The sequence below is a fragment of the Actinosynnema sp. NPDC053489 genome, from assembly GCF_044544865.1.
Classification (GTDB): Bacteria; Actinomycetota; Actinomycetes; order Mycobacteriales; family Pseudonocardiaceae; genus Actinosynnema.
The window spans coordinates 387253-412424 of sequence record NZ_JBITXT010000008.1; the positions used below are offsets into that span (position 1 = coordinate 387253).

18 protein-coding genes are annotated in these 25172 nt (G+C 73.4%); 10 read left to right on the forward strand and 8 right to left on the reverse strand.

Annotated elements, in window-relative coordinates; genetic code table 11:
* Positions 1 to 3: 3 nt before the first annotated feature.
* From ACIGNX_RS21475 to ACIGNX_RS21505, 7 genes are all read left to right on the forward strand, one after another.
* Positions 4 to 2985 carry an AAA family ATPase gene (locus tag ACIGNX_RS21475; RefSeq protein ID WP_396542421.1) on the forward strand — a complete coding sequence of 994 codons (2982 nt, stop codon included), beginning with the start codon at positions 4 to 6 and terminating at the stop codon, positions 2983 to 2985.
* A 198-nt stretch (positions 2986 to 3183) separates the two neighbouring features.
* A complete protein-coding gene (locus ACIGNX_RS21480; RefSeq protein WP_396542422.1) occupies positions 3184 to 3936 on the forward strand; it encodes an ABC transporter ATP-binding protein in 753 nt (250 codons plus the stop codon).
* 4 nt (positions 3937 to 3940) lie between these two features.
* Entirely contained in the window at positions 3941 to 6454 is a 2514-nt protein-coding gene (locus tag ACIGNX_RS21485; RefSeq protein WP_396542423.1) for an ABC transporter permease, read from the forward strand.
* Between the two features lie 343 nt (positions 6455 to 6797).
* Positions 6798 to 8081, forward strand: coding sequence for an extracellular solute-binding protein (locus tag ACIGNX_RS21490; RefSeq protein WP_396542424.1), 1284 nt, complete (start codon positions 6798 to 6800; stop codon positions 8079 to 8081).
* Between the two features lie 65 nt (positions 8082 to 8146).
* Positions 8147 to 9061 carry a carbohydrate ABC transporter permease gene (locus tag ACIGNX_RS21495; RefSeq protein ID WP_396542474.1) on the forward strand — a complete coding sequence of 305 codons (915 nt, stop codon included), beginning with the start codon at positions 8147 to 8149 and terminating at the stop codon, positions 9059 to 9061.
* 17 nt (positions 9062 to 9078) lie between these two features.
* A complete protein-coding gene (locus ACIGNX_RS21500; protein ID WP_396542475.1) occupies positions 9079 to 9912 on the forward strand; it encodes a carbohydrate ABC transporter permease in 834 nt (277 codons plus the stop codon).
* A 7-nt stretch (positions 9913 to 9919) separates the two neighbouring features.
* The gene (locus tag ACIGNX_RS21505) at positions 9920 to 11338 is read left to right on the forward strand and encodes a GH1 family beta-glucosidase (RefSeq protein ID WP_396542425.1); all 1419 of its coding nucleotides are present in this window, start codon (positions 9920 to 9922) and stop codon (positions 11336 to 11338) included.
* 245 nt (positions 11339 to 11583) lie between these two features.
* On the opposite strand, the gene ACIGNX_RS21510 is transcribed toward ACIGNX_RS21505, so the two are convergent.
* The 5 genes from ACIGNX_RS21510 to ACIGNX_RS21530 form a co-directional block, all read right to left on the reverse strand.
* Entirely contained in the window at positions 11584 to 12615 is a 1032-nt protein-coding gene (locus tag ACIGNX_RS21510; protein WP_396542426.1) for a LacI family DNA-binding transcriptional regulator, read from the reverse strand.
* A gap of 37 nt (positions 12616 to 12652) precedes the next feature.
* The gene (locus ACIGNX_RS21515; protein ID WP_396542427.1) at positions 12653 to 13735 is read right to left on the reverse strand and encodes a GNAT family N-acetyltransferase; all 1083 of its coding nucleotides are present in this window, start codon (positions 13733 to 13735) and stop codon (positions 12653 to 12655) included.
* A 78-nt stretch (positions 13736 to 13813) separates the two neighbouring features.
* Entirely contained in the window at positions 13814 to 14197 is a 384-nt protein-coding gene (locus ACIGNX_RS21520) for a hypothetical protein (RefSeq protein WP_396542428.1), read from the reverse strand.
* Positions 14198 to 14270: 73 nt separating this feature from the next.
* Positions 14271 to 15371 carry a winged helix DNA-binding domain-containing protein gene (locus ACIGNX_RS21525; protein WP_396542429.1) on the reverse strand — a complete coding sequence of 367 codons (1101 nt, stop codon included), beginning with the start codon at positions 15369 to 15371 and terminating at the stop codon, positions 14271 to 14273.
* The gene (locus ACIGNX_RS21530) at positions 15368 to 15763 is read right to left on the reverse strand and encodes a hypothetical protein (RefSeq protein ID WP_396542430.1); all 396 of its coding nucleotides are present in this window, start codon (positions 15761 to 15763) and stop codon (positions 15368 to 15370) included. The genes ACIGNX_RS21525 and ACIGNX_RS21530 overlap by 4 nt, the downstream gene beginning before the upstream one ends.
* A gap of 126 nt (positions 15764 to 15889) precedes the next feature.
* Between ACIGNX_RS21530 and ACIGNX_RS21535 the strand changes: the two genes are divergently transcribed.
* The 3 genes from ACIGNX_RS21535 (at position 15890) to ACIGNX_RS21545 (ending at position 21166) form a co-directional block, all read left to right on the forward strand.
* The gene (locus tag ACIGNX_RS21535) at positions 15890 to 16444 is read left to right on the forward strand and encodes a DM13 domain-containing protein (protein ID WP_396542431.1); all 555 of its coding nucleotides are present in this window, start codon (positions 15890 to 15892) and stop codon (positions 16442 to 16444) included.
* Between the two features lie 263 nt (positions 16445 to 16707).
* Positions 16708 to 17700, forward strand: a complete 993-nt coding sequence (locus ACIGNX_RS21540; RefSeq protein WP_396542432.1) for an AraC family transcriptional regulator — start codon at positions 16708 to 16710, stop codon at positions 17698 to 17700.
* A gap of 115 nt (positions 17701 to 17815) precedes the next feature.
* Positions 17816 to 21166: a phosphodiester glycosidase family protein gene (locus tag ACIGNX_RS21545; RefSeq protein WP_396542433.1), complete on the forward strand. Its 3351-nt coding sequence runs from the start codon at positions 17816 to 17818 to the stop codon at positions 21164 to 21166.
* A 149-nt stretch (positions 21167 to 21315) separates the two neighbouring features.
* Here the strand turns inward: ACIGNX_RS21545 and ACIGNX_RS21550 are convergent, their stop codons facing one another.
* The 3 genes from ACIGNX_RS21550 to ACIGNX_RS21560 are packed head-to-tail and all read right to left on the reverse strand — an operon-like array spanning position 21316 to position 25090.
* The gene (locus tag ACIGNX_RS21550; RefSeq protein ID WP_396542434.1) at positions 21316 to 23379 is read right to left on the reverse strand and encodes a 3-hydroxyacyl-CoA dehydrogenase NAD-binding domain-containing protein; all 2064 of its coding nucleotides are present in this window, start codon (positions 23377 to 23379) and stop codon (positions 21316 to 21318) included.
* Complete coding sequence (locus ACIGNX_RS21555; RefSeq protein WP_396542435.1) at positions 23379 to 24581, reverse strand: acetyl-CoA C-acetyltransferase; 1203 nt, start codon at positions 24579 to 24581, stop codon at positions 23379 to 23381. Before ACIGNX_RS21555 ends, ACIGNX_RS21550 begins: the two co-directional genes overlap by 1 nt.
* A 56-nt stretch (positions 24582 to 24637) precedes the next feature.
* Entirely contained in the window at positions 24638 to 25090 is a 453-nt protein-coding gene (locus ACIGNX_RS21560; RefSeq protein ID WP_396542436.1) for a GNAT family N-acetyltransferase, read from the reverse strand.
* Between the last annotated feature and the right edge of the window lie 82 nt (positions 25091 to 25172).

The following is a 25172-nucleotide window of genomic DNA, read 5'->3' on the forward strand; positions in this document are numbered from 1 at the left end:
AGCATGCCTGGTGTGGCACGCCTCGGTTCCGGAATCCCCTTGGTGGCGCGTAGCCGGGAGATGACCAGGCTGCGCGCCGCCCTCGACGACGCCGCCCGCGGCCAGGCGGGCGCGATCCTGCTGGCCGGTGACGCGGGCGTCGGCAAGACGCGGCTGGTGGACGAGCTGTCCGCCACCGCGGGCGACGCGCTCGTGCTCACCGGGCGCTGCCTGGACGTGGGCGAGACCGGCCTGCCGTACCTGCCCTTCACCGAGGCGTTGGGGCACGTGCGGCAGGCCGGTCTGCTCGACGTCGCGGCCCGGCCCGCGCTGCGCCTGCTGCTGCCGGAGCTGGCGCTGCCCGCGGGGCGCGACGGCGGCGCGACGGTGTCCGGCCTGCCGTCGCACCTGGTCGGCCGCCGCCCCGAGCAGGACGTCGGCCAGCTCCAGCTGTTCGACGCGGTGCACGGCCTGCTCGGCGAGCTGGCCGAGGGGCGGCCCGTGCTGCTGGTCCTGGAGGACCTGCACTGGGCCGACGCCTCCACCCGCTACCTGCTGTCGTTCCTGCTCTCGCGGCTGCGCTCGCAGCGGCTGCTCGTGGTGGGCACCTACCGGTCCGACGACCTGCACCGCAGCCACCCGCTGCGCCCGCTGCTCAACGAGCTGGTCCGGCTGCCCACCGTGCGGCGGCTCGACCTGACCCCGCTGAGCGCGATCGACGCGCGCTCGTTCGTCGCCGCGCTGGCCGACGACCTGCCCGACGACCTGGTGCTGGAGGTCGCCGAGCGCTCGGACGGCAACCCGTTCTTCGCCGAGGAGCTGATCGCCGTCGCCGCCTGCGGTGACCGCGAGGTGCCGTGGACGCTCGCCGAGGTGCTCCTGACCCGGATCGAACGCCTGTCGCCGGACGGGCAGCGGGTGGTCCGCGTGGCGTCGGTCGGCGGCCGGTCGGTCCGCCACGACCTGCTGCGCGACGTGGCCGGCATGGACGACGTGGCGCTGGACGCCGCGCTGCGCGAGGCCGTGCAGAACCACGTCCTGCTGGTGGACCGCGCCGAGGTCTACGCGTTCCGGCACGCGCTGCTGCGCGAGACCGTCTACAACGACCTGCTGCCCGGCGAACGCGTGCGGCTGCACGCCGCCTACGCCGACCGGCTCGCCTCGTCCGACCACCGGGGCGCCGCCGCCGCGCTGGCCCACCACAGCCTGGAGTCGCACGACCTGGCCCGCGCGCTGCGGGCGTCGGTCGACGCGGGTCAGGAGGCGCAGGCCGCGGGCGCGCCCGCCGAGTCGCTGCGGCACCTGGAGCAGGCGTTGAAGCTGTGGCACGCGGTGCCCGCGGCGCAGCGGCCGCCGGGGCTGACCGAGCTGAGCCTGCTGCGCGGCGCGTCGTGGGCGGCGGGCACGGCGGGCCAGCCGGAGCGGGCCATCGCGTTCGCCCGCACCGGCACGACCGCGGTCGACGAGACCGACCCCGAGGGCGCCGCCGAGATGTGGCGGCGCTTCGCGCAGGCGCTGCAGGTGGTCGACGGCACCGACGACGAGAAGTACCACGCGGTGGAGGAGGCGTGGTGGCTGGTCCGGGACCGGCCCGCGAGCCCGGCCCGCGCGTGGGTGCTGGCCGTGTGGGCGGCGTCGCTGCGCAACGACCGCAAGTACGCCGAGGCGCGGCGGCGGGCCGAGATGGCGGTGGCGGACGGCCGCGCCGCGGGCGCGGACTCGGCCGTGGCGGACGCGCTGACGACGTTGGGCCTGCTGGAGGAGCCCGACGGCGAGGTGCGCCGGGCGCGCGAGCACCTGACGGCCGCGGTGGCGTGCGCGATGGAGGCCGACGCGGTCAACACCGAGCTGCGGGCCCGCTACTTCCTCGGCCTGCACCACTACGACCTCGGCGAGCTGGCCGAGGCGGGCCGGGTGTTCGACGAGGGCGTGGCGCGGGCCAAGGCGACCGGGCTGACGTGGAGCTCGTTCGGCCTGGAGCTGCGCATCCTCCAGGTCCTCACCAGGTACTACCGCGGCGAGTGGGACGGCGCGGCCACGGCCGCCGAACCGCCCGGCCTGCGGGTGTCGAGCACGGTGTCCGCGCGGCTGGCCGCGGCGGGCACGCACGTGGCGGTCAGCCGGGGCGAGTTCGAGCAGGCCGAGCGGATGATCCGGGAGCTGCGCGCCGACTGGCACCGCGACCTGCAGATCGCGCTGATCACCGGCGGCACGGGCGCGGAGCTGGCGCTGTGGCGGGGTCGGCCGGAGCTGGCCGTGGACCGGGTGCGGGACGCCATCAGCTGGTCGCGCAAGGAGGGCGAGTGGGTGCTGGCCGGCATCCGGCTGGCGGCGCTCGGCGTGGCCGGGCAGGCGGAGCTCGCGGCACGGGCGCGGCGGCGCAAGGACGGGGCGGCGGAGGAGGAGGCCGTGCGGGCGGGCCGGGAGCTGGCCGAGTACGCGCGCACGACCGCCGAGCTGGGCCTGCCGCGCTCCGGGGAACTCGGTCCGGAGGGCCGGGCGTGGCTGCTGCGGGCGGCGGCCGAGGAGTCGCGGCTGACCGGACCCGGCGATCCCGCGCGGTGGCGGCGCGCGGTCGACGGGTTCGGCTTCGGGGCGGTGTTCGAGCAGGCCGTGTGCCGCTGGCGGCTGGCCGAGGCGCTGCTGGGCGCGGACCGGCGCGACGAGGCGGCGGTCGAGCTGCGGCTGGCCGGCGCGGTGGCCGACGAGCTGGGCGCGACGCCGTTGCGCGAGGCGCTCGACCTGGTCGCCAGGCGGGCCAGGGTGGCGCTGCGCGAGGTCGACCCGCGCGACCGGGTCGACCCGTTCACGCCGCGGGAGCGGTCGGTGCTGGAGCTGGTCGCGCTGGGCCGCACGAACCGGCAGGTCGGCGAGGAGCTGTACATCTCGGAGAAGACGGTCAGCGTGCACCTGAGCCGGATCATGGCCAAGCTCGGCGCGAGCAGGCGGGCCGAGGCCGTGGCCACCGCGCTCGACCGCGGCCTGCTGGACCTGCCGGCGCGGTGAGCCGGGTTCGGCCCGGGGCCGCTCGACCCGCCGGCGCGGTGAGCCCGGACCCGTTCGGCGGCCGGCCGTCAGCCCCCGGTACCACCGCGCGTCATCCCGCCGGTTGACCTCCGGTTCCGCCGCCGAGGTGACGCCCGCCCACCTCCGCGCGCCCTAGCTTTCTCGGCGTCAGCACAGGACCCGAGGAATTGAGGGAGCATGTCCGCACTGGTGTCCGACGTCGGGACCCGCACCGCTGTGGCCGCCGCGAACCTGGTGAAGGTGTACGGCAAGGGCGACACCGCCGTCCGGGCGCTGGACGGCGTCAGCGTCGCGTTCGCCGCGGGGAGGTTCACCGCCATCATGGGCCCGTCCGGGTCCGGCAAGTCCACGTTGATGCACTGCCTGGCCGGGCTCGACAACGTCGACGGCGGCACCGTCCACATCGGCGGCACCGAGATCACGTCGCTGGGCGACAAGGACCTGACCAAGCTGCGCCGCGACCGGGTCGGGTTCGTCTTCCAGGCGTTCAACCTGCTGCCCACGCTCACCGCCGAGGCCAACGTCCTGCTGGGCCTGGAGCTGGCGGGCCGCAAGCCCGACCGCGAGTGGTTCGACACCATCGTCGACGTGCTCGGCCTGCGCGACCGCCTCAAGCACAAGCCGACCGAGCTGTCCGGCGGCCAGCAGCAGCGCGTGGCCTGCGCCCGCGCCCTGGTCGCCCGGCCCGACGTGGTGTTCGCCGACGAGCCGACCGGCAACCTCGACTCCCGCTCCGGCGCGGAGGTGCTGGACTTCCTGCGCATGTCCGTGCGCAAGCTCGGCCAGACGGTGATCATGGTGACGCACGACCCGGTGGCCGCGTCCTACGCCGACCGCGTGGTCCTGCTGGCCGACGGCAGGCTCGCCGGCGAGATCGACAACCCGACCGCCGACTCCGTGCTGTCCGCCCTCAAGCACCTGGGTGCGTGAGCGGATGCTGCGCACCATCCTCGCGGGCCTGCGGGCCCGCACCGCCCGGCTCGTGCTGTCCTCGGTGGCGATCGCCCTCGGCGTCGCCTTCGTGACCGGCACGCTCGTGCTCGGCGACGCCATGACCGCGAGCCTGCGCGACGAGTTCGCCAAGGGCGCGCGCAACGTGGACGTCTCGGTCACCGCCTCCGGTGAAGGGGCCGCCGGCGACGTCCAGGGCATCACGCCGGAGACGCTGGCCAGGATCCGGCAGGCGCCGGGCGTGGCCGCGGCCGACCCGCGCGACCTCGAGGCCGTGCCGCTGGTCACCGCCAACGGCAAGGCCAAGCCCGCGTGGGCCGTCCCGCTGGCGACCGACGAGCGGCTGCGCGAGTTCGACCTGGTCGACGGCCGCTACCCGACCCGCGACGACGAGATCGCGGTCGACAAGCGGACCGCCGCCACCGCCAAGCTGTCGATCGGGCAACCGGTCGTGCTGCTCGGCAAGGAGGAGCAGCGGCACGAGTTCACGCTGGTCGGCACCTACCAGCAGGGCACCAACCAGGTGGTCCTCTCCGGCTACGACCACGTCGGGGTGACGCCGGCCGCGTTCCAGGCGCTGGGGCCGGAGCGGCCGCCGTACCAGGTCGTGGCCGTCGCCGCGCCCGGCTTCACGCAGCAGCAGGTCGTGGACAACGTCCGGCGGGCCATCGGCGACCGCGGGTTCAAGCTCCAGACCGGCCAGGAGCTGACCGAGGAGACGATGCGGCAGGTGGAGGCGCAGTCCGGCGAGTTCACCTCGGTGCTGCTGGCGTTCGCGCTCATCGCCCTCGTCGTCGCGGCCATGGTCATCTACAACACGTTCACCATCCTGGTGGCCCAGCGGACCCGCGAGCTGGCGCTGATGCGCTGCGTGGGGGCGAGCCGGGCCCAGGTGTTCCGGGGCGTGCTGGCCGAGGCCGTGGTCATGGGCCTGGTCGCGTCCGTGATCGGCCTGTTCGGCGGCATCGGCGTGTCCGCGCTGCTGCAACGGGTGATCTACTCGTTCGACGGCGCGGACGGCACCGTGCTGCTGCCCGTGACGGTCACGACGGTGCTGGCCGCGTTCGCCGTCGGCACGCTGGTGACCGTGCTCTCCGCCGTGCTGCCCGCCCGCCGCGCGACCCGGGTCGCGCCGGTGGCCGCGCTGCGCAGCCAGCCCGACAGCGGCGAGGAGGTCGCCCGCACCGGCGTGGTCCGCGTGCTCACCGCCGCGCTGTTCGCGGTGGTCGGCGTCGGCACGGTCGTGTTCGGCATGGGCGTGGACGACGAGGAAACGGCGATGCTGATCAGCGGCGCGGGGACGATGGCGCTGCTGGTCGCGGTGCTCGTGCTCGGCCCGCTGCTGGTCGGCCCGGTGAACCGGGTGCTCGGCGCGCTGCCGCGGGCGCTGCTCGGCGTGCCCGCCAAGCTCGCCTCGGCGAACGCGGGCCGCAACCCCAGGCGGACCGCCGCCACGACCGCCGCCCTGATGATCGGCGTCACCATCGTGTCGCTGGTGACCGTGGTCGCCAACAGCGCCAAGGAGACCGCGAACGCCCAGATCGACGAGCGGATGCCCGCCGACTACACGGTGACCTCCGCCGTGCAGGACAAGCCCCTGCCCAGGGAGCTGGCCACGGAGCTGGCGCGGGTGCCCGAGGTCGCGCAGGTCGCGCCCACCACCACGATCTACGGCGAGCGCGGGTACTTCACCGGCGTGCCGCGCGAGGCGATCGGCAGCCTCTTCCGGCCCACCGTCACCAGCGGGTCGCTCGCCGACCTGGGCGACGGCGCGATCGCGGTCAGCGCCGAGTACGCCAAGCGCGAGGGCGTGTCGGTCGGCTCGACGATGGCGCTGCGGGAGGACGCGGGCGAGCCGCAGCAGCTCAGGGTGGTCGCCGTGGTTCAGGGGCAGCGGCTGTCCGACGGCATCGTGACCGCGGGGACCGCGCAGCGCTTCCCCCGTGCCGCCGAGGGCTACGACAGCATCCTGGTGAAGTTGAAGGACGGCGTGGTGAACGGCCGCGCGGCGGTCGAGGAGGTCACCGACCCGTCGCCGCTGGCCGTGGTCGACAGCGCCGCCGAGACCAAGGAACAGCTGAACCAGCAGCTCAACCAGGTGCTCGGGTTCATCTGGGCGCTGATCGGGCTGGCCGTGGTGATCGCGCTGTTCGGCATCGCCAACACGTTGACGCTGTCGGTGCTGGAGCGGACGCGCGAGTCGGCGCTGCTGCGGGCGCTCGGGCTGACCAGGGGGCAGCTGCGGCTGATGCTGGTGGTCGAGTCGGTGCTGATGGCGCTGATGGGCGCGGCGATCGGCCTGCTGCTGGGCATCGGGTTCGGCTGGGTGATCACCCGGGCCCTGTCCACCGACACCATGGCGGTCGACCTCGTGGTCCCGTTCGGGCAGATCGGCGTGATGCTCGCGGGCGCCGTGGCGGCGGCGGTCCTGGCGGCCGCCCTGCCCGCCCGGCGCGCCGCGCGGACCTCGGTCGTCGCGGGGATGGCCGAGGCGTGAGGGACCCCGGTGGTCCGCTCTTCCCCGGAGGAGGAGCGGGCCACCGGGGTCCCGGCTTTTTCGCCGGGCACGCGTCCCGTCCGGCTCCCGATCGCCTCTAACAGGGTGCCGGGTGGCCCGGGCGAGGGCCGGGCCACCCGGCTCGTCCCCTTCCCCCGTCGGGCACGCATCGTCACGTTGTCTCACGGTCCGCGCACGAGAGCGCTTTAGATTGTTGCGGAACGGTGTCGACCGGTCGTTCCCGGGTTGACACCGGGAACCGGTCCTCCGAGTGTGAGAGCGCTCTCATGAGAGCGCTCTCACGGCGTCGGGTCGGGCCCGGCGGGTGCGTCGAGGAGGACGGATGAGCAGGACTCTGGCCGGACGGGCGGCGTCGATCGCCGCGGCGGCGCTGGCCGCGACCCTGGTGGCCGCGTGCGGCGGCGGGGGAGGTGACGCGGGCGGGGGCAAGGTGAAGCTGGCCATCGGGGTCTTCTCCGACTTCGGCTACACCGAGCTGATCAAGGAGTACCAGGCCGCTCACCCCGAGGTCGAGGTCGAGCAGCGCACGGTCAAGATGGAGCAGCACCACACGCAGCTCGCCACGCAGCTCGCCGGCGGCCGGGGCGCGGCCGACGTCGTGGCGATCGAAGAAGGCAACATCGCGCAGTTCCGCCAGTCCAAGGACAAGTTCGTCAACCTCGCCGACTACGGCGCGAAGGACCTGCGCGACCAGTGGGCCGCGTGGAAGTGGAACCAGGGCACCGCCGACGACGGCGACTTCGTGCTCGGCCTCGGCACCGACATGGGGAGCCTGGCGCTGTGCTACCGGCGCGACCTGTTCGAGGCCGCCGGCCTGCCCACCGAGCGCGAGGCCGTCGGCGCGCTGTGGCCGACCTGGGAGGAGTACCTCGAGGTCGCCGACGCCTTCAGCCGCAAGACGCCGGACGTGAAGTTCGTCGACACCGCCCAGAACGTCTACAAAGCCATCCTCGACCAGACCGAGGAGGGCTACTTCGCCAAGGCCGACGACTCGTTCATCGGCGACCGCAACGACGAGGTGAAGCGGGCGTTCACGCTCGCCGCGAGCCTCGGCGAGAAGAAGCAGACCGGCGCGCTGGCCCCGTTCAGCCAGGACTGGAACGTCGCGCTCAAGCAGGCGTCCTTCGCCACCACCACGTGCCCGGCCTGGGCGCTCGCGCTGATCAAGGCCGGCGCCGGCGACGAGGCCGCGGGCAAGTGGGACGTGGCGGCCGCGCCCGGCGGGGGCGGCAACTGGGGCGGCTCCTTCCTGGCCGTGCCGAAGCAGGGCAAGCACCCGCGCGAGGCCTACGAGCTGGCCAAGTGGCTGACCGCGCCCGAGCAGCAGAAGCGGATCTTCAAGCAGACCGGCAACCTGCCCAGCGAGCCCGCCGCCTACCAGGACCCCGAGGTCACCGCGACCACCAACGAGTACTTCAACTCGGCACCGGTCGGCCGCATCTTCGGTGATTCCGCCGAGAGCCTCGAACCGACCTACCGCGGCACCAAGGACGCCAAGGTCACCCCGGTCTTCAACAACGCCCTCTCCCGCGTCGAGACCGGCAAGCAGTCCACAGCGGACGCCTTCGACCAGGCCGTCCGGGAAGCGCGGGACGCGGCCAGGTGACGGTCGCACCGGAACGGGCGACGGCGGGGCGGGGCACGCTCCCCACCCCGCCGTCGGCGCGACGCCTGTCGTGGCGGGACAGGCTCGGCCGGCTCGACGCGAAGTACACGCCGTACGCCGTCATCGCGCCCTTCTTCGTGGTGTTCGGCGTCTTCGGCCTCTACCCGCTGCTCTACACCGCCTGGGTGTCGCTGCACGACTGGCAGCTCATCGACGGCGACCAGGGCTTCACCGGCCTGGACAACTACACCGCGCTGCTGGCCGACCCGCACTTCTGGAACGCGCTGGGCAACACGATCAGCCTGTTCCTGCTCTCCACGGTCCCGCAGCTGCTCGCCGCGCTCGGCCTGGCCGCGCTGCTGGACCGCGGCCTGCGCGGTCGGGCGTTCTGGCGGGCGGGCGTGCTGCTGCCGAACGTGATCTCGGTGGCCGCGGTCGCGCTGGTGTTCGCGCAGCTGTTCGGCCGCGACTTCGGCGTGGTCAACGCGCTGCTGGGCCTGGTGGGCGTCGACCCGGTGGACTGGCGCGCCGAGACGTGGGCCTCGCACCTGGCGATCAGCTCGATGGTGGTGTGGCGCTGGACGGGCTACAACGCGTTGATCTACCTGGCCGCCATGCAGTCGGTGCCGAAGGACGTCCACGAGTCGGCGATGCTGGACGGCGCCTCGCGGTGGCGGGTGTTCTGGTCGATCACCGTGCCGAGCATCCGGCCGACGATCCTGTTCACGGTCGTGGTGTCCACGATCGGCGGCATGCAGCTGTTCGTGGAACCGCAGCTGTTCGACCCGGGCGGCACGGCCACCGGCACCGGCGGCGACGACCGGCAGTTCCAGACGCTGGTGATGTACCTGTACGAGAAGGGGTTCCGGCTGTTCGACGCGGGCTACGCGTCGACCATCGCCTGGGTGCTGTTCCTCGTGGTCCTCGTGGTGGCGGTCGTGAACTTCACGGTGGCGCGCCGCATCGCGTCGAAGGGGTGAGGCGGGTGCCCGCGTCCGTGACGTCCAAGCGTTCCCCGAAGGCCGGACCGCTCGTCCACGCCCTGCTGGTGGGGGTGCTGATCGCTTCGGCGTTCCCGCTGTACTACTCGTTCCTCATCGCGAGCAAGGACAACTCGGCGCTGGGCGACGCCGTGCCGTCGCTGGTGCCGGGCGGCAACCTGCTCGACAACCTGGCCAGGGTGTTCGACACCGTCGACTTCTGGCTCGCCGTGCAGAACTCGCTGGTGGTGGCCGGCACGGTGGCGATCGGCAACGTCGTGCTGGGCACGCTGGCCGGGTTCGCGTTCGCCCGGCTGCGGTTCCGGGGCCGCAACGCGCTGTTCCTCCTCGTGGTCGGCACGTCGATGGTGCCCACGCAGCTCGGCGTCATCCCGCTGTACCTGCTCATGTCGGACCTCGACTGGTACGGCACGCTCCAGGCGGTGATCGTGCCCGCGCTGATCGGCGCGTTCTCGGTGTTCTGGATGCGGCAGGCGTGCGAGGAGTCGGTGCCCCACGAGCTGGTCGAGGCCGCGCGGGTGGACGGGTGCTCGGTGCTGCGCACGTTCTGGCACGTGGCGTTCCCGGCGGTGCGCCCGCAGGCGGCGGTGATGGGCATGTTCACGTTCATGACCGCCTGGAACGACTTCTTCTGGCCGCTGATCGTGCTCGACCCCAATGACAGCCCGACCGTGCAGGTGGCATTGTCGACGTTGGCGAGCGGTTACTACACGGACTACTCGCTGATGCTCTCCGGCGCGTCGCTCGCGGTGCTGCCGGTGGTGGGGATCTTCATCCTGCTGGCGCGGCAGATCGTCGGCGGGATCATGCAGGGCGCTGTGAAGGGGTGAGCGGCGGATGACGACAACCGACCCGGGGACCGGCGTCGGGCAGGACGTGCTGCGGTTCCCGCCGGGTTTCCGGTGGGGCGCGGCGACGGCGTCCTTCCAGATCGAGGGTGCGACGGCGGAGGACGGGCGGGGTCCGTCCATCTGGGACACCTTCGCGGCGCGGCCGGGCGCGGTGCGGGGCGGTGACACGGGCGACCCCGCGTGCGACCACTACCACCGCTACCCGGCCGACGTGGAGCTGATGGCGGAGCTGGGGTTGGGCGCGTACCGGTTCTCGCTGGCGTGGCCGCGCATCCAGCCGCTCGGCGCGGGGCGGGTGGAGCCGAGGGGGCTCGCGTTCTACGACCGACTGGTGGACGAGCTGCTGGGCAAGGGGATCGAGCCGGTGGTCACGCTCTACCACTGGGACCTGCCGCAGGCGCTGGAGGACCGCGGCGGGTGGCGCGACCGCGACACGGCCCACCGGTTCGCCGAGTACGCGGCGCTGGCGCACGAGCACCTGGGCGACCGCGTCCGGTCGTGGACGACGTTGAACGAGCCGTGGTGCTCGGCGTTCCTCGGGTACGCCAACGGCGTCCACGCGCCCGGGGTCGTCGACCCGAAGGCGTCCCTGGAGGCGGCGCACCACCTGCTGCTCGGCCACGGGCTCGCGGTGCGGGCGATGCGCGCGCGGGCGTCGGCCGACCACCGGTTCTCCATCGTGCTGAACTTCGGCGCGCTCGACGTGGACGACGACTCGGCGCTCGACGCGGCCCGCAAGGTCGACGGGCTCCAGAACCGCCTGTTCCTCGACCCGCTGGGCGGTCGCGGCTACCCGCGCGACGTCGTGGAGGACACGGCGTGGTTGGGCGACTGGACGGCGGTCGTGCGCGACGGCGACCTCGACGTGATCGCCACGCCGATCGACTGGATGGGCGTGAACTACTACGCACCGACCCGCGTCGCCGCCGCGGCCGACCCGCTGGTGGTGACCGGTGGGCCGTTCCCGGGTCTGCGCGGCGTGGAGTTCCTGCCGCCGCGCGGCGAGGTGACCGGGATGAACTGGGAGATCGACCCGACCGGCCTCACCCGCCTGCTGCAACGCCTGCAGCGCGACGTCGGCCTCCCGCTCGTGGTCACGGAGAACGGGTCGGCGTTCCCGGACGTGGTGGAGGGCGGTGAGGTGGTGGACCTGGCGCGCACCCGGTACCTGGTCGACCACCTGCGCGCGGTGCACGCGGCCATCGCGGCGGGGGTGGACGTGCGGGGGTACTTCGCCTGGTCGCTGCTGGACAACTTCGAGTGGGCCGAGGGGTACAGCCAGCGGTTCGGCATCGTGCACGTGGACTACGGGACCCAGGTGCGCACGGTCAAGCGCAGCGGTCGGGCGCTGGCCGCCGTGATCGGCGCGAACGCCGTCCCGACCACGGGCTACGACCTGCCCTGACCGACCCCACCCGTGTGTCGAACGCTCGCGTCCCGTGTGTCGAACGCTCGCGTCCGGTGTGTCGAACGCTCAGGACCCCCGAGTTCAACGCTCAGGTCCGGGCTGTCGACCGAGGCGGCTCAGCGCCCGGTACCCGAGTGTTCGACACGGGGGTCCTGAGCGTTCGACACACGGGACCCGGAGGTTCGACACACGGGACTTGAGCGTTCGACACACGGGGTCCGGGGGTTCGACGCACGGGTGGGTCAGGCGGAGTCGCGGCGGACCAGGACGGTCGGCAGGATCTCGCGCCGGGCGCGGATCGTCTCACCGCGCAGCAGGCGCAGCAGGTGGGTCACCATGTGCCGGACCTGGGCGCTGGTGTCCTGCCGCACGCTGGTCAGCGACGGCGTGGTGTGCGGCGCGATCATCGGGTGGTCGTCGAACCCCACGATGGCCACGTCCTGCGGCACCCGCCTGCCCGCCTCGCGCAGCGCGTCCAGCACGCCCGCCGCCATGTGGTCCGACGCCACGAACGCCGCGTCCAGGTCCGGCACCCGGGCCAGCAGCGCCTCCATCGCCCGCTTGCCGCCCTCGCGGGAGAACCCGCCGTCCGCCGTCATCAACGCCGTGGTCTCGTCGTCCGCGCCCACCGCCGTGCGCCACCCGGCCAGCCGGTCCATCGCCGAGTGCTCGTCCAGCGGGCCCGTCACCGACACGATCTTCTTGCGCCCCAACGAGATCAGGTGCTCGGTGGCCAGCAGCCCGCCGCCCTCGTTGTCGTGGTCGACGGTGTGCAGCCCGCGCAACGAGCCCCACGGCCGGCCCGCGTACACCACCGGCAGCGCCAGCTTGCGCGCCACCCCCGGCAACTGGTCGCCCTTGTGCGGGGCGAACATCAGCGCGCCGTCCACGTGCCCGCCCGCCAGGAACCGCTCGGCCCGCGCCTGGTCCTGCGTGGAGTGCACCAGCATCAGCACCATCTGCACGTCCGCGTCCGCCAGCGACCGCGCCGCCGAACGGATCAACCAGGCGAAGTGCGGGTCGTCGAAGATCTTCGGCTCGGGTTCGGAGAACACCACCGCCACGGCACCGGACCGCCTGGTCACCAGCGCCCGCGCGGCCTGGTTCGGCTGGTACCCCAGCTCCATGACCGCCGCCGTGACCGCCTCGTGCGCCTCCGGGCTGACCCTGGGCGAGGCGTTGAGCACTCGCGACGCCGTCGCACGGGAGACACCGGCCTTCGCCGCCACGTCCTCCAGCGTGGGCCTCGCGCCTGAGTGCGATTGAACGGACACGAGCACCACTCCTCGACGATCGGCCTGCGATCCCAGCTTAGCCGGACGCGACCTGCCGGGAAGCGCTCCCAAGGCGACCCGGACCGGGGACGCCCCGGCCGCCGGTGGCGATCGACACCCGCAGCAGCCCGTCCTCGCGGCGCACCGAGGTCGGCAGCCCGGCGCGGGCGGCGGTGCGGAGCAGGCCGGTCTCGGCGGGCAGGCACCAGCCGACCAGCTCGCGCCGACCGTCCGCCCGGGCCGCGCGGGCCAGCGCCCCGAGCAGCGCGGTGCCCACGCCCCGGCCCTGCCACCCGTCCTCCACCAGCAGCGACACCTCGGCGCTGTCCGGAGTGGACAGGGGGATGAGCTGGCCGATCGCGACCACCCGATCGGCGCACTGCGCCACGGACGTGGTGCCGCGCGGCGGGCTGAGCAGCCGGTGCAGCCACCGCCGGGGCACGGTCCGCACGCCTGCGTGGTACCGGCTGAACAGCGTGCCCATCGAGCAGCGCGAGTGCAGCTCGGCGACGGCGTCCTCGTCGCCCGCGCGACCGGGCCGCAGCACCAGCGCCATGCCGTCGTCGGTCAGCAGCGCGGTCGGCTGGGGCGCGACCGGGCCGTCGGCGGACAGCAGGTCGATCAACGCCTGCCCGCGGGCCAGCTCGACCTGCGTGAACGGGGCCCAGCCCCGCCGGGCCGCGTAGGACCCCGGCGTCGCCGGGAAGTCGGCCGTCCGCGACCCCTCCTCCGCCGGCCGGGGTGCGTGGTCGGCGAGCACGACCGAGTCCGCGCCCAGCACGGTCCGCAGGGCCTCGCCGATCGCGTCGGGGTCGCGCAGCGCGAGGGCGGCCGCGCGCAACGCCGCCGTGGGCGCGTCGACCAGGTCGCGCAGGTCCGCGGGCGTGATGCCGACGCACCGGCCGCCCTCCGCCCGCACCGCCGCGACCAGGTCGGCGGGCAGCAGGCCGGGCGCGGCCCGGACCACCAGCTCGTCGAGCACGCCGCCGGGCACGGGGATGACGGACAGCGCCAGCACGTTGCAGTCCCGCTCGGCCAGCCGGATGGTCACCCGAGCCAGGGCACCGGGGCTGTCGTCCAACTCCACGCGCAGTCGCCAGGTCTTCGGTGTGGTGTCCATGCGACCAGGCTGCTGGCCCCACGTTGCCGCGCGGGGACGCGGGAGTTTCGGCGACGTGAGGAACGACCCGTGCGCCCCTCAGTCCCGGCAGTGCGGCGGCGGCAGCGGGTTGATCGGGCTGCACGGCCACTCGGTGCTCTTGACCTTCGTGGTCGTGGTCGTCGGGGGAGGGGCGACGGTCGTCGTCTCCGGCGGTGGCGGCGGCACGGCCGGTGGTGGCGTCGTCGTGGTGGTCCGGACCGCGGTGGTCGAGCGCGGTGCCGCGGAGACGGCGTCGGTGGTGATCGCGCTGGACGACGTGGTGGTGCTGCCGGCGGTCGAGGACCTGCCGGTGATCCAGGTCGAGGCGGGGGTATCGGCCTGCTGCTCGTCGTTCACCCCGTCGATGTACACACCGATGAGGACACCGACCAGCGCCGAAGCCGCCACGGCCAAGCCGCACGTGGCCCACAGCACCCGCACAGCAAGCCTCCTGACCGAACGTACTTGTGGCGTAACGGTATGCGGCTGAACAGTACAGCCCACCGAGGCGGTCTCACCCGACCCAGTGCACCTCGACCCGATCGGGTATCCGGTCCACCTCGTTGAGCACGGCTTTCCGCACCGCTGCGGACAACGAGCGGAACGGCTCCAGGGTGACGACCACCCGGCCGCCCCGGCGTTCCCGCGACCACACCCCGGCCAGCATCCCGTCCACCAGAAGTACCGGCGACAGCCATCCCTGCGGTCGGTACACCTTGTCGAGTGACCCTCCATCGAGGAGGTGAGTGGCGTGGCGCGTCGCCGCGACGACGTACTGGTCGAACGCCGGCAGCAGTCGCACGGTTCGCACGGGCTCCGCCTCGCGCAGGCCCTCGACGTCCTCCGCGCGCACCCAGTGCGGCACGCCCTCGACGTCCACCGGCACGACCCGCTCGCCCAGGGCCTTGATCACCCGCCCGCCGTCGGCCGGGCTCACGCCCCACCAGCGCGCGAAGTCCTCCCTGGTCGCGGGCCCCTGCTGGGCGAGGAACCGCAGCGCGACCTCCTCGACCGCGCCGTCGGCCGCCCGCTCCTCGAACCCCAGCCACGTGCGCGGGTTCGTGAACCGGACGAGCTGCCCCTCGCCGGGCCCGAACACGAGCCTGCCCCGGAACGACGCGGGCTTGAGGTGGGCGCCCCAGCTCTCCCGCAGCTTCCCGCCCAGGTGCGCCGACGTGCGCGCGGCGACCTCGTCGGCCAGCTCGGCGCGCGTCAGCAGGCGGTCGTGCAGCACCTCGCCGACCGCGTCGACCAGCGCGGTCAGCTCCTCGGCGGTGACGTGGAAGTTCCGCAGCCACACGGGCTTGAGGTAGTGCCGGTACGTGGCGAACCCGGCCTGCCACAGCGGGTACTCGGCGGCGGGCAGCAGGTGCAGCGTCCCGCGCATCGACCACGTCTTGACCAGCGCCCGGTCGGTCCACAGGGCGCGTGCGACGGCGTCCTCGGCGAGCCCGTCGACGCGGGCGCGCAGCGTGTCCTCGGCCGACGACATGAGCTGCGCGTGCAGCCCGCACAGCCGCGACACGACGTCGAGGGCCTCGCCGGCCGGTCGCCGGGCGTCCAGGCAGTGCCGCCGGGTGCGCCAGGCCGCGACCTGCCGCCAGGTGAGGCTCACCGGCGCCCACCGCGCGTCGACTCGGCCGTGAGCCTGCGCTCCAGCACTGCGGTGCCCATGACGCGGGCCAGCACGAGACCCGCGCCGGACAGCCCGGCCACGAGCACCGCCCCGGTCATGTGCCAGGTCGGCGCGTCTCCCGTGCAGGTGAACACGTCGGTGAACTTGTCCGAGGAGCACGTCACGAACGGGACGGGGGCCAGCCCGATGCTCGCCGCCGCGACCCCGCCCAGCAGGGCGGACCCGAACGTGCGCATCAGCGGGAACGCGGCGTTGGCCGCGCCCACCGCGGCGATCGCGAACAGCAGCGGCACGGGGTGCGGGAACGGGCCGAACGCGGCGCAGCCCAGCATGAGCGCGCACACGATCGCCAACCCGGTCCGTTCACCCACGCGGCGACCCTAACAACGCGGGCCGCGCGGACGTCAGAACTTCGTAATCGGGTTTCGCGTGCCGCGGGGCGCCCGGTTCGACCAGAGTTGTCCGTGGTGTTCGGCACGGGTGCGGAAGGTCGTGGGATGTCCAAGCGGGTCGTGGTGCTCGGGGTGGCCGGCGTGCTGGCGGTGGCCCTGGTGGTGGGGCTCTACCTGTTCCAGCCGTGGCGGTTGGTGACCGAGCGGACCGTCGACGAGCAGTTGCTGCTCCCGGGGCCGACGTCGGCGACCACGCAGGCGGTCACGACGACGGTGGTCACGACGACCGGTCCCGCGGTCACGACGACGCCCGTGGGACCGGTCGCGCTGGCGTCCGGGCCGTTCCGGTCGCTGGAGCACGAGACGACCGGGACCGCGACGCTGGTCCGGTTGCCCGGGGGCGGGCACGCGGTGCAGTTCGAGGCGCTGGAGACCAGCGACGGGCCGGACCTGCACGTGTACCTGTCGGACAAGCCGTCGGATTCCCCCGAGGCCGCGTTCGGCTCCGGTTTCACGAACCTGGGTGAACTGCGGGGCAATCGCGGCAACCAGGTCTACCCGGTGCCGGCGGAGGTCGACCTCAAGACCGTTCGCAGCGTCGTGATCTGGTGCAAGAGGTTTTCCGCCGGTTTCGCGGTAGCGCCGCTGCAACAGCAGTGACACATACGCGGAACAAATGCCGAGTGGCCTGGACCGGATATGGCCTTTCCGCGGTATTGACATATGTGGTCTAGACCACATACAGTGGTGGGCACCACAACGTCCCTCGTGGGTGGGCGGGCGGATGCCCCACCGACGAGGAGCCGGCTCACTGGGGTGGGCCAACCGTTGGCGGCGGCGCGGCGCTTTCTCTCCCCGTTCCGCGCCGCCGCTCACGGCTGCCGTCCGACCGTGCCGCCCGACCGTGCTGCACACTGTGAGTGATGCTCACCAGGACCATCGCCATCCACTACGTCAACGCCGCGTTGCGCGGCGCGGTGCGGCGCGGTCACGACGTCGCCGGCCTCCTCGCGGCGGCGGGCATCGGTGAAGCGCTGCTGGCCGACGAGCGCGCCCGCGTCACTCCCGCCCAGTACACCAGGCTCGTCCAGGCTTTGTGGGACGCGCTGGACGACGAGTTCATGGGCCTGGGGCCGCGGCCGAGCAAGCGCGGGACGTTCCCGACGATGTGCCTGCTGGCGGTGCACTGCGCCTCGCTGGAGGACGCGCTGCGCCGCGGTCTGGCGTTCTACGGGTTGTTCGACGTGCGGCCGGCGATGACGCTGGGCGAGCGGGACGGCATGGCCGCGTTCACCCTCTCGGCCGCGGGGGTGGACGATCCGGACCGGTTCCTGGTCGAGTCGCTGCTGGTGCTGTGGCACCGGTTCTCGTCGTGGCTCATCGGGCGGCGGATACCGCTGCGGGGGGTCGACCTGGCCTATCCCGAGCCGCCGCACGGCGCGGAATACCACCTGATCTTCGGGGCTCCGCTGCGGTTTTCCGCACCCACGACCACGTTGACTTTCGACGCGCGATTCCTGCGCATGCCCGTGGTGCAGGACGAAGCCGCATTGAGGCGGTTCCTGCGCAATTCCCCGGCGGAACTGCTGTCCCGGCGCGATTACGGCGCGGACGCGTCCAGCCAGGTGCGGCGGATGCTCGGCGGGGGCGTCGTGGGGCTGGACAACGTGGCCGCGCGGCTGGGGGTGAGCGCACCGACGCTGCGCCGCAAGCTCGCGGCCGAGGGCACGTCGTTCCGCGAGGTGCGCGAGCAGCTGCTGCGCGACCAGGCGGTGGCGAGCCTGGTGCGCGGCGGCGAGTCGGTGGAGGAGCTGGCGCTGCGGCTGGGCTTCTCGGAGGCCAGCGCGTTCCACCGCGCGTTCAAGCGGTGGACGGGCACGAGCCCCGGCACGTATCGGGGCGGTGCCGGCGGCTGACCCCGCGGTGGGGCCGATCGGTTCGGAGAAGGCGGCCGAACGGCCGTGTCCGGCGAATCGGTAACACGGTGGACTGAAATCGCGTAACTTCCTCACCCACCCCGCGGGAGTCCTCGTGTTCCCACGCCCACGCCCGACCACCCTGGCCACCGCGCTGGCACTCGCCCTCGCCACCACCCCGACGGCCCACGCCACCGCCCCGCCCACCGCCGCCCCACCCGTGGTGGACCTGCCCGGCGTCGCCGTCGCGCCGGCCGTCGACCCGGCCCGCCGCATCGAGACCTCCCGCACCACCCGACCGGTCGCGCCGGGCGTCACGCTCGACTCCTTCGACTGGTACGAGCCGGGCGGCGCGGGCGGCTGGATCCGCGGCGACGCGCTCACCGTCGACCTCACCGCCGGCACGGAGGTCGACTACCTGCACCCCGGCCACGTGACCACCGCCGAACCGCTGTCCGCCCAGGCCGGGCGGACGCGCGCCGTCGCCGCCGTCAACGGCGACTTCTTCGACATCAACAACTCCAACGCCCCGCAGGGCGTCGGCGTCCAGGACGGCCGCACGGTCAAGTCGCCCGCCGCCGGGCACCGCCGCGCGGTCGGCCTCGACGCGGCGGGCGTCGGCCGGGTCATGGAGATCCTCTTCGACGGCCGGATCACCCGGGAGGAGGGCGACCCGATCCGCCTCGACCAGCTCAACAGCGCCGACATCGCCCCCGGTGGCGTGGGCCTGTTCGACCCGGTCTGGGGTTCCTACAGCCGGGCTCGGGCGGTGACCGGCGCGTCCCGCGTGACCGAGGTCGTGGTGCGCGCCGGCGTGGTGGCCGAACGCCGCGACCGCGCGGGCGACGACCCGATCCCCGCCGACGGCCAGGTGCTCGTCGGCCGGGAAGCGGGCGCCGACGCGCTCGCCGCGCTGGCCGTGGGGGAGCGGGTCGCCGTGGAGCACACCACGAAGGCCGACGACGGCAGCGCCCTGCGGACCGCGATCGGCGGCAACCAACTGCTGCTGAAAGACGGCGAGGTCGTCGCGCCCGCCGACCCGCTGCACCCGCGCACCGCGGTCGGGTTCTCCGCCGACGGCAGGAGGATGTTCCTGCTCACCGTCGACGGCAGGCAGGGCGCGTACCTGCTCGGCCTGAACCTCCAGGACGTCGCCGCGATCCTCAAGGAGATGGGCGCGCACAACGCGCTCAACCTCGACGGCGGCGGCTCGTCCACCCTGCTGGCCCGCACGCCCGGCGCGGAGGCCCCGCTGGTGGAGAACACCCCGTCCGACGGCGGCGAGCGGCCGGTGCCCAACGGGCTCGCCCTGCACGCGCCGGCCGGCAGCGGGGCGCTGACCGGGTTCTGGGTGCGCACGGCGATCGACCCGCGCGCCGCCCCCGGCTCGGACACCGTGCCCGGCGGCCACCCGGACCGCGTGTTCCCCGGCCTGACCCGGCGGCTCGTGGCCGACGGCTACGACGAGACGTACGGCCCGGCCCGCGACGACGCACACCTCTGGCGCACCACGCGTGCCGACGTGGGCCGGGTCGACCGGGACGGCGTGTTCCGGGGCGTGCGGCCGGGTGCCACGAAGGCCGTGGCGCACCGCGGTGGCGTGTCCGGCGAGGTGTCGTTGACGGTGCTGGGCGCGTTGGCGGGGCTGTCGGCGACCACCAACCGGGTGAGCCTGCCCGAGGTCGGCGGCACGGACGCGGTCGGCGTGGTCGGACGGGACGCCGACGGCTTCACCGCGCCGGTCGAGCCGGCGGACCTGGCGCTGGACTACGACCGGTCGGTGGTCGACGTCGCGCCCGGCCCGAACGGCGACCTGCGCGTGACCGCGCTGCGGGCCGGTGCGACGACGGTCGTGGCCTCGGTCGGGTCGCACGTGGTGCGCGTGCCCGTGACCGTGGGGCTGGAGGAGCGGCTGCTCGCCGGCTTCGACGACGGCGCGGCGTGGACGTTCGGGTCGGCGCGCGGCTCCGGGTCCGTCGCGCCGGTGCCCGAGGGGCGCACCGGCGCGGGCCTGCGGATGTCGTACGACTTCTCCCGGTCGACCGGCACGCGGACGGCCTACGCGATCCCGCCGCGGCCGATCGAGGTGCCCGGGCAGCCGTTGGCCCTGGGCGCGTGGGTGTACGGGCACGGGCGCGGCGAGTGGACCGCGTTCACCGTCACGGACTCGTCGGGGTTGAGCCGGTCCCTCTACGGGCCGTACATCACCTGGACGGGGTGGCGGTACCTCGAAGTCCCGGTGCCGGCGGAGCTCGCGTTCCCCCTGCGGGTGAACAGGTTCTACACGATCGAGACCAAGGCGGACCGGCAGTACACCGGCGAGGTGGTCGTGGACGACATCGTGGCCAAGGTGCCGCCCGCGGTGGAGCTGCCCGTCGTGGCGGAGCCCGCCGACCCGTTCGTCGTGCAGGACGGCACGGTGGCCGACCGGCCGTGGCGGTTCGCGGTGATGTCGGACGCCCAGTTCGTGGCGCGCGACCCCGACAGCGGGCTGGTGCGGGCGGCGCGGCGGACGTTGCGCGAGATCAAGGCGCAGCGGCCGGACTTCGTGGTCGTCAACGGCGACTTCGTGGACGAGGCGTCGCCGGCGGACCTGGCGCTGGCGCACCGGGTGCTGACCGAGGAGCTGGGCGACGAGCTGCCCTGGTACTACGTGCCGGGCAACCACGAGATCATGGGGCCGGGGACGGTCGAGAACTTCCGGCGCGAGTTCGGGGCGACCAACCGGGTGTTCGACCACAGGGGCACGCGGTTCGTGCTGCTGGACTCGTCCAGCGGGACCGTGCGCGGCGGTGGGTTCGACCAGGCCGTGATGCTGCGCGAGGCGTTGCGCGACCACGGGGCGGTGAACTCGGTGGTGGTGGTGGAGCACCACCCAACGCGCGACCCGACGCCGACCAGGGCCAGCCAGTTGTCCGACCGGCTGGAGGCGGACGTGGTGGAGGACTGGCTGGCGGGGTTCCGGCGTGGGACGGGCAAGGGCGCGGCGTTCATCGGGGCGCACGTGGGCCTGTTCCACGCCTCGCGGGTGGACGGCGTGCCGTACCTGGTGAACGGCAACTCGGGCAAGGCACCGGCGGGTGAGGCGGGCCGGGGCGGCTTCACCGGCTGGACCATGCTGGGCGTGGACCCGGGGCGCGGCGACGCCTGGCTGGCCGCCGAGGTCCGCCCGCACGTGGACGGGTTGACGCTCACCGCGCCACCCACCGTCCGCGTGGGTGATCAGGCGATCGTGACGGCGACCGTGACCCAGGGTTCCCGGCAGGTGCCCGTGGCCTACCCCGTGACGGCCGACTGGCGGGGTTCGCCGAACCTGCACGTGGGCGACCGCTCGGGCGTGCGCCCCTGGCACGCCGCCTGGCTGGACCCGACCACCGGCGCGTTCACCGCCCTGCGCCGTGCCACCACCACCCTCTCCGTGACCGTCAACGCCACCACCACCGAAACCACCGTCACCACCCTCTGACCCGCGAGAGTCCTACGTTCGCGCCGCGAGAGTCCTACGTTCAGGCACCCCGAGTTCAACGCTCAGCACAGGTCTGTCCTGTCCTGAGCGTTGAACTCATGTGCTCTGAACGTAGGACTCTCGACGTCTGGACGTAGGACTCTCGCGGGTCAGTAGGGGGTGTCGGTGGTGGCGCGCTCGCGCAGGGAGGTCGGGGGGCGGAAGCGCTCGCCGTAGGTGTCGGCCAGGTAGTCGGCCCGCTCCAGGAACTCGGTCAGGCCGTAGGAGTTGATGAACTGGACGGTGCCCCCGCTCCACGGCGCGAACCCGAAGCCGAACACGCTGCCCACGTTCGCGTCACCCACCGACGTCAGCACGCCCTCGTCCAGGCACCGCACCGACTCCAACGACTGGATGAACAGCAACCGGTCCTCGACGTCCTGCTCCGTCACGCCCGCGTCGGCCCGCGCGTACCGCGCCAGCCCCGGCCACAGGAACTTCCGCCCGCCCTCCGGGTACTCGTAGAACCCCGCGCCACCGGACTTGCCCGGCCGGCCCTCCGCGACCAGCTCCTCCAGCACGCGGAACGCCGGGTGGTCGGCCAGCGCGCCGGACGCGGTCGGGTCGTCGGCCAGCGCTTGGTCCCGGATCTTGAGCTGCAACGTCAACGTCACCTCGTCCGACACCGCCAGCGGCCCCACGGCCATGCCCGCCCGGCGGGCCACGTTCTCGATCAACGCGGGCGACACGCCCTCGGCCACCATCGACACGGCCTCGGTCACGTACGTGCCGAACGTCCGGGACGTGTAGAAGCCCCGGCTGTCGTTCACCACGATCGGCGTCTTGCCGATCCGCAGCACGTAGTCGAACGCCCGCGCCAGCGTCTCGTCCGACGTCTTCTCCCCGCGGATGATCTCCACCAGCCGCATCTTCGGCACCGGCGAGAAGAAGTGCAGCCCGATGAACCGCGACGGGTCCGCCACCGCCGACGCCAGCCCGGTGATCGGCAGCGTGGAGGTGTTCGACGCGATCACGGCGTCCGGCAGCGCGGCCGACTCCGCCGCGGGCAGCACCCGGTTCTTCAGCTCCCGGTTCTCGAACACCGCCTCGATCACCAGGTCGCAGCCCGCGAGGTCGGCGTCGGAGTCGGTCGGCGTGATGCCCGGCGTGTCGCCCGCGCCCCGCCGCGCCGCCTCCAGCGTCACGTCCTTCAGCACGACCTCGACGCCCGCCTTGGCGGTGACCTCGGCGATGCCCGCGCCCATCATGCCCGCGCCGAGCACGCCCACCTTGGCCACGGTCGACCGCTCGACCCCGGACGGCCGCGACCCACCGGCGTTGATCTCGTTCAGCTGGAACCAGAACGTGTTGATCATGTTCTTGGAGACCTGGCCCGCGGCCAGCTCCACGAAGTACCGCGCCTCGACCTCCAGCGCGGTGTCGAAGTCCACGAGCGCGCCCTCGACGGCGGCGGCCAGCACCTTCTCCGGCGCGGGGAACACGCCGTGCGTCTTCTTCCGCAGCACGGCCGGCGCGGCGGCCAGCAGCCCGTACAGGTTCGGGTCCCCGACCCGCACGTCGGGCACCGCGTACCCGGGCACGTCCCACGGCTGCTGCGGCGACGGGTTGGCCTTGATCCACGCCCGCGCCTTGGCGATCAGCTCCTCGGGCGAGGACGCCAGCTCGTGCACGATCCCCGCCTGCAACGCCCGCGCGGGCCGCAGCTGCTTGCCTTCCATCAGCAGCGGCAACGCCGGCTGCACGCCCAGCAGCCGCACCATCCGGGTCACGCCGCCACCGCCGGGCAGCAGGCCGAGGGTCACCTCGGGCAGGCCGAGCCTGATCCGGTCGTCGTCCAGCACGACCCGGTGGTGGCAGGCCAGCGCGATCTCCAGCCCGCCGCCGAGCGCGCTGCCGTTGACGGCCGCGACCACCGGCTTGCCCAGCAGCTCCAACCGCCGCAGCTGGCCCTTGATCTCCTCCAGGAACCCGAGCGCCTCGGCGGCGTTCTCGGGCGTGATCCGGATCAGCACGTTGAGGTCGCCACCGGCGAAGAACGTCTTCTTCGCGGACGTGAGCACCACGCCGGTGATGTCGTCGCGCGACTCCTCCAGCCGGGTGACCGCCTCGCCCATGTCCTTGTGGTACTCGGCGTTCATCACGTTCGCCGAGCCGGACATGTCCATCGTGAGGGTGACGATCCCCTCGTCGTCCCGCTCGAAGTGGATAGCCATCAGACCCTCTCGATGATCGTCGCGATGCCCATGCCGCCGCCCACGCACAGCGTGGCCAGACCGCGCCGCAGGTCCCGGCGCTCCAGCTCGTCGAGCAGGGTGCCCAGGATCATGCAGCCGGTCGCGCCGAGCGGGTGACCCATGGCGATCGCGCCGCCGTTGACGTTGACCTTGTCGTCGGGCAGGTCCAGCTCCCGCTGGAACTTCAGCACCACCGACGAGAACGCCTCGTTGATCTCGAACAGGTCGATGTCCTCGACGGTGAGCCGGGCCCGGTCCAGCGCCTTGCGGGCGGCGGGCGCGGGACCGGTGAGCATGATCGTCGGCTCGGTGCCGACGACGGCGGTCGAGACGATCCGGGCGCGGGGCGTGAGGCCCAGCTCGCGGCCGACGCGGTCGCTGCCGATGAGCATCGCCGCCGCGCCGTCCACGATCTGCGACGAGTTGCCCGGCGTGTGGACGTGGTCGATGCGCTCCACGGTCGGGTAGCGGTCGATGGCCACGGCGTCGAAGCCCAGGTCGCCGTGGAACGCGAAGCTCGGCTTGAGCCTGCCCAGCGCCTCCATCGTCGTCTCGGGGCGGATCGCCTCGTCGTGGTCGAGCACGACGGAGCCGTTCTGGTCGACCACGGCCACCAGCGACCGGTCGAACCACCCCTTGTCACGGGCCAGCGTCGCCCGCTGCTGCGACCGCAGCGCGTAGGCGTCCACGTCCTCGCGGCTGAACCCCTCCAGCGTGGCGATGAGGTCCGCGCTCACGCCCTGCGGCACGAAGTTGACCGCCATGTTGGTCTCCGGGTCGGCCATCCACGCGCCGCCGTCGGACCCCATGGGCACCCGGGACATCGACTCGACGCCACCGGCCACGACCAGGTCCTCGAAGCCGGACGCGACCTTCGCCGCGGCCAGGTTCACCGACTCCAGGCCCGAGGCGCAGAACCGGTTGAGCTGCACGCCGGCGGGCCGCAGGTCCCAGCCCGCCGCCAGCACGGCGGTGCGGGCGATGTCCGCGCCCTGCTCGCCGACCGGCGACACGACGCCGAACACGACGTCGTCCACCGCGGAGGTGTCGAGGTCGTTGCGCCGCGCCAGCGCCGCGAGCACCCCGGAGGCCAGGGTGATCGGCTTGACGCTGTGCAGCGATCCGCGCTTTCCCCTGCCACGCGGTGTCCGCACCGCGTCGAAGATCAAGGCTTCGCTCATGTACTCAACGGTAGGCACCCCGCCGTCGGCTGCCCATGACCGCGCGGGGTGACTTATTAGCTCACCGGCACGAGCGGGTGCTCCATGGTCTCGCCCTCACCGGCGAACCCCAGCCGCTCGTACAGCCGACGCGCGGTCGCGTTGCCCCGGAACACCCGCAGCCGCACCTTCGACCACCCGTGCTCCCGGGCCCACGCGAGCACGTCGGTGACCAGCGCCTCGCCGATGCCGCGCCGCCGGAACTCGGGCTTGACCCACATGGAGTACAGGTACAGCACGTCCGAGTGCGCTTCCTGCGGCACCCCGGCCACGAGGCCCACGGGCTCCGGGTCCTCGGCGATCACCCACACGCCCTTGTCGGGCGACAGCTGCTCCCGCCACCGGGCCTCGTCGAACTTCCCCTCGACGGCGAGCGTGGCGCCGAACGCGCCGGGGTCGCTGTTCAGCGCGGTGAGCCGGATGTCGCGCCAGGTGGCCCAGTCCGCGGGCCCGAGCCGCCGCAGTCGCATGCGCCCAGTGTTCCGCAACCCTGACCGATCCGCTCACGATCACCGGCCACTCTGGCGCGCACCGGTCATGGCGGTCCGCCCC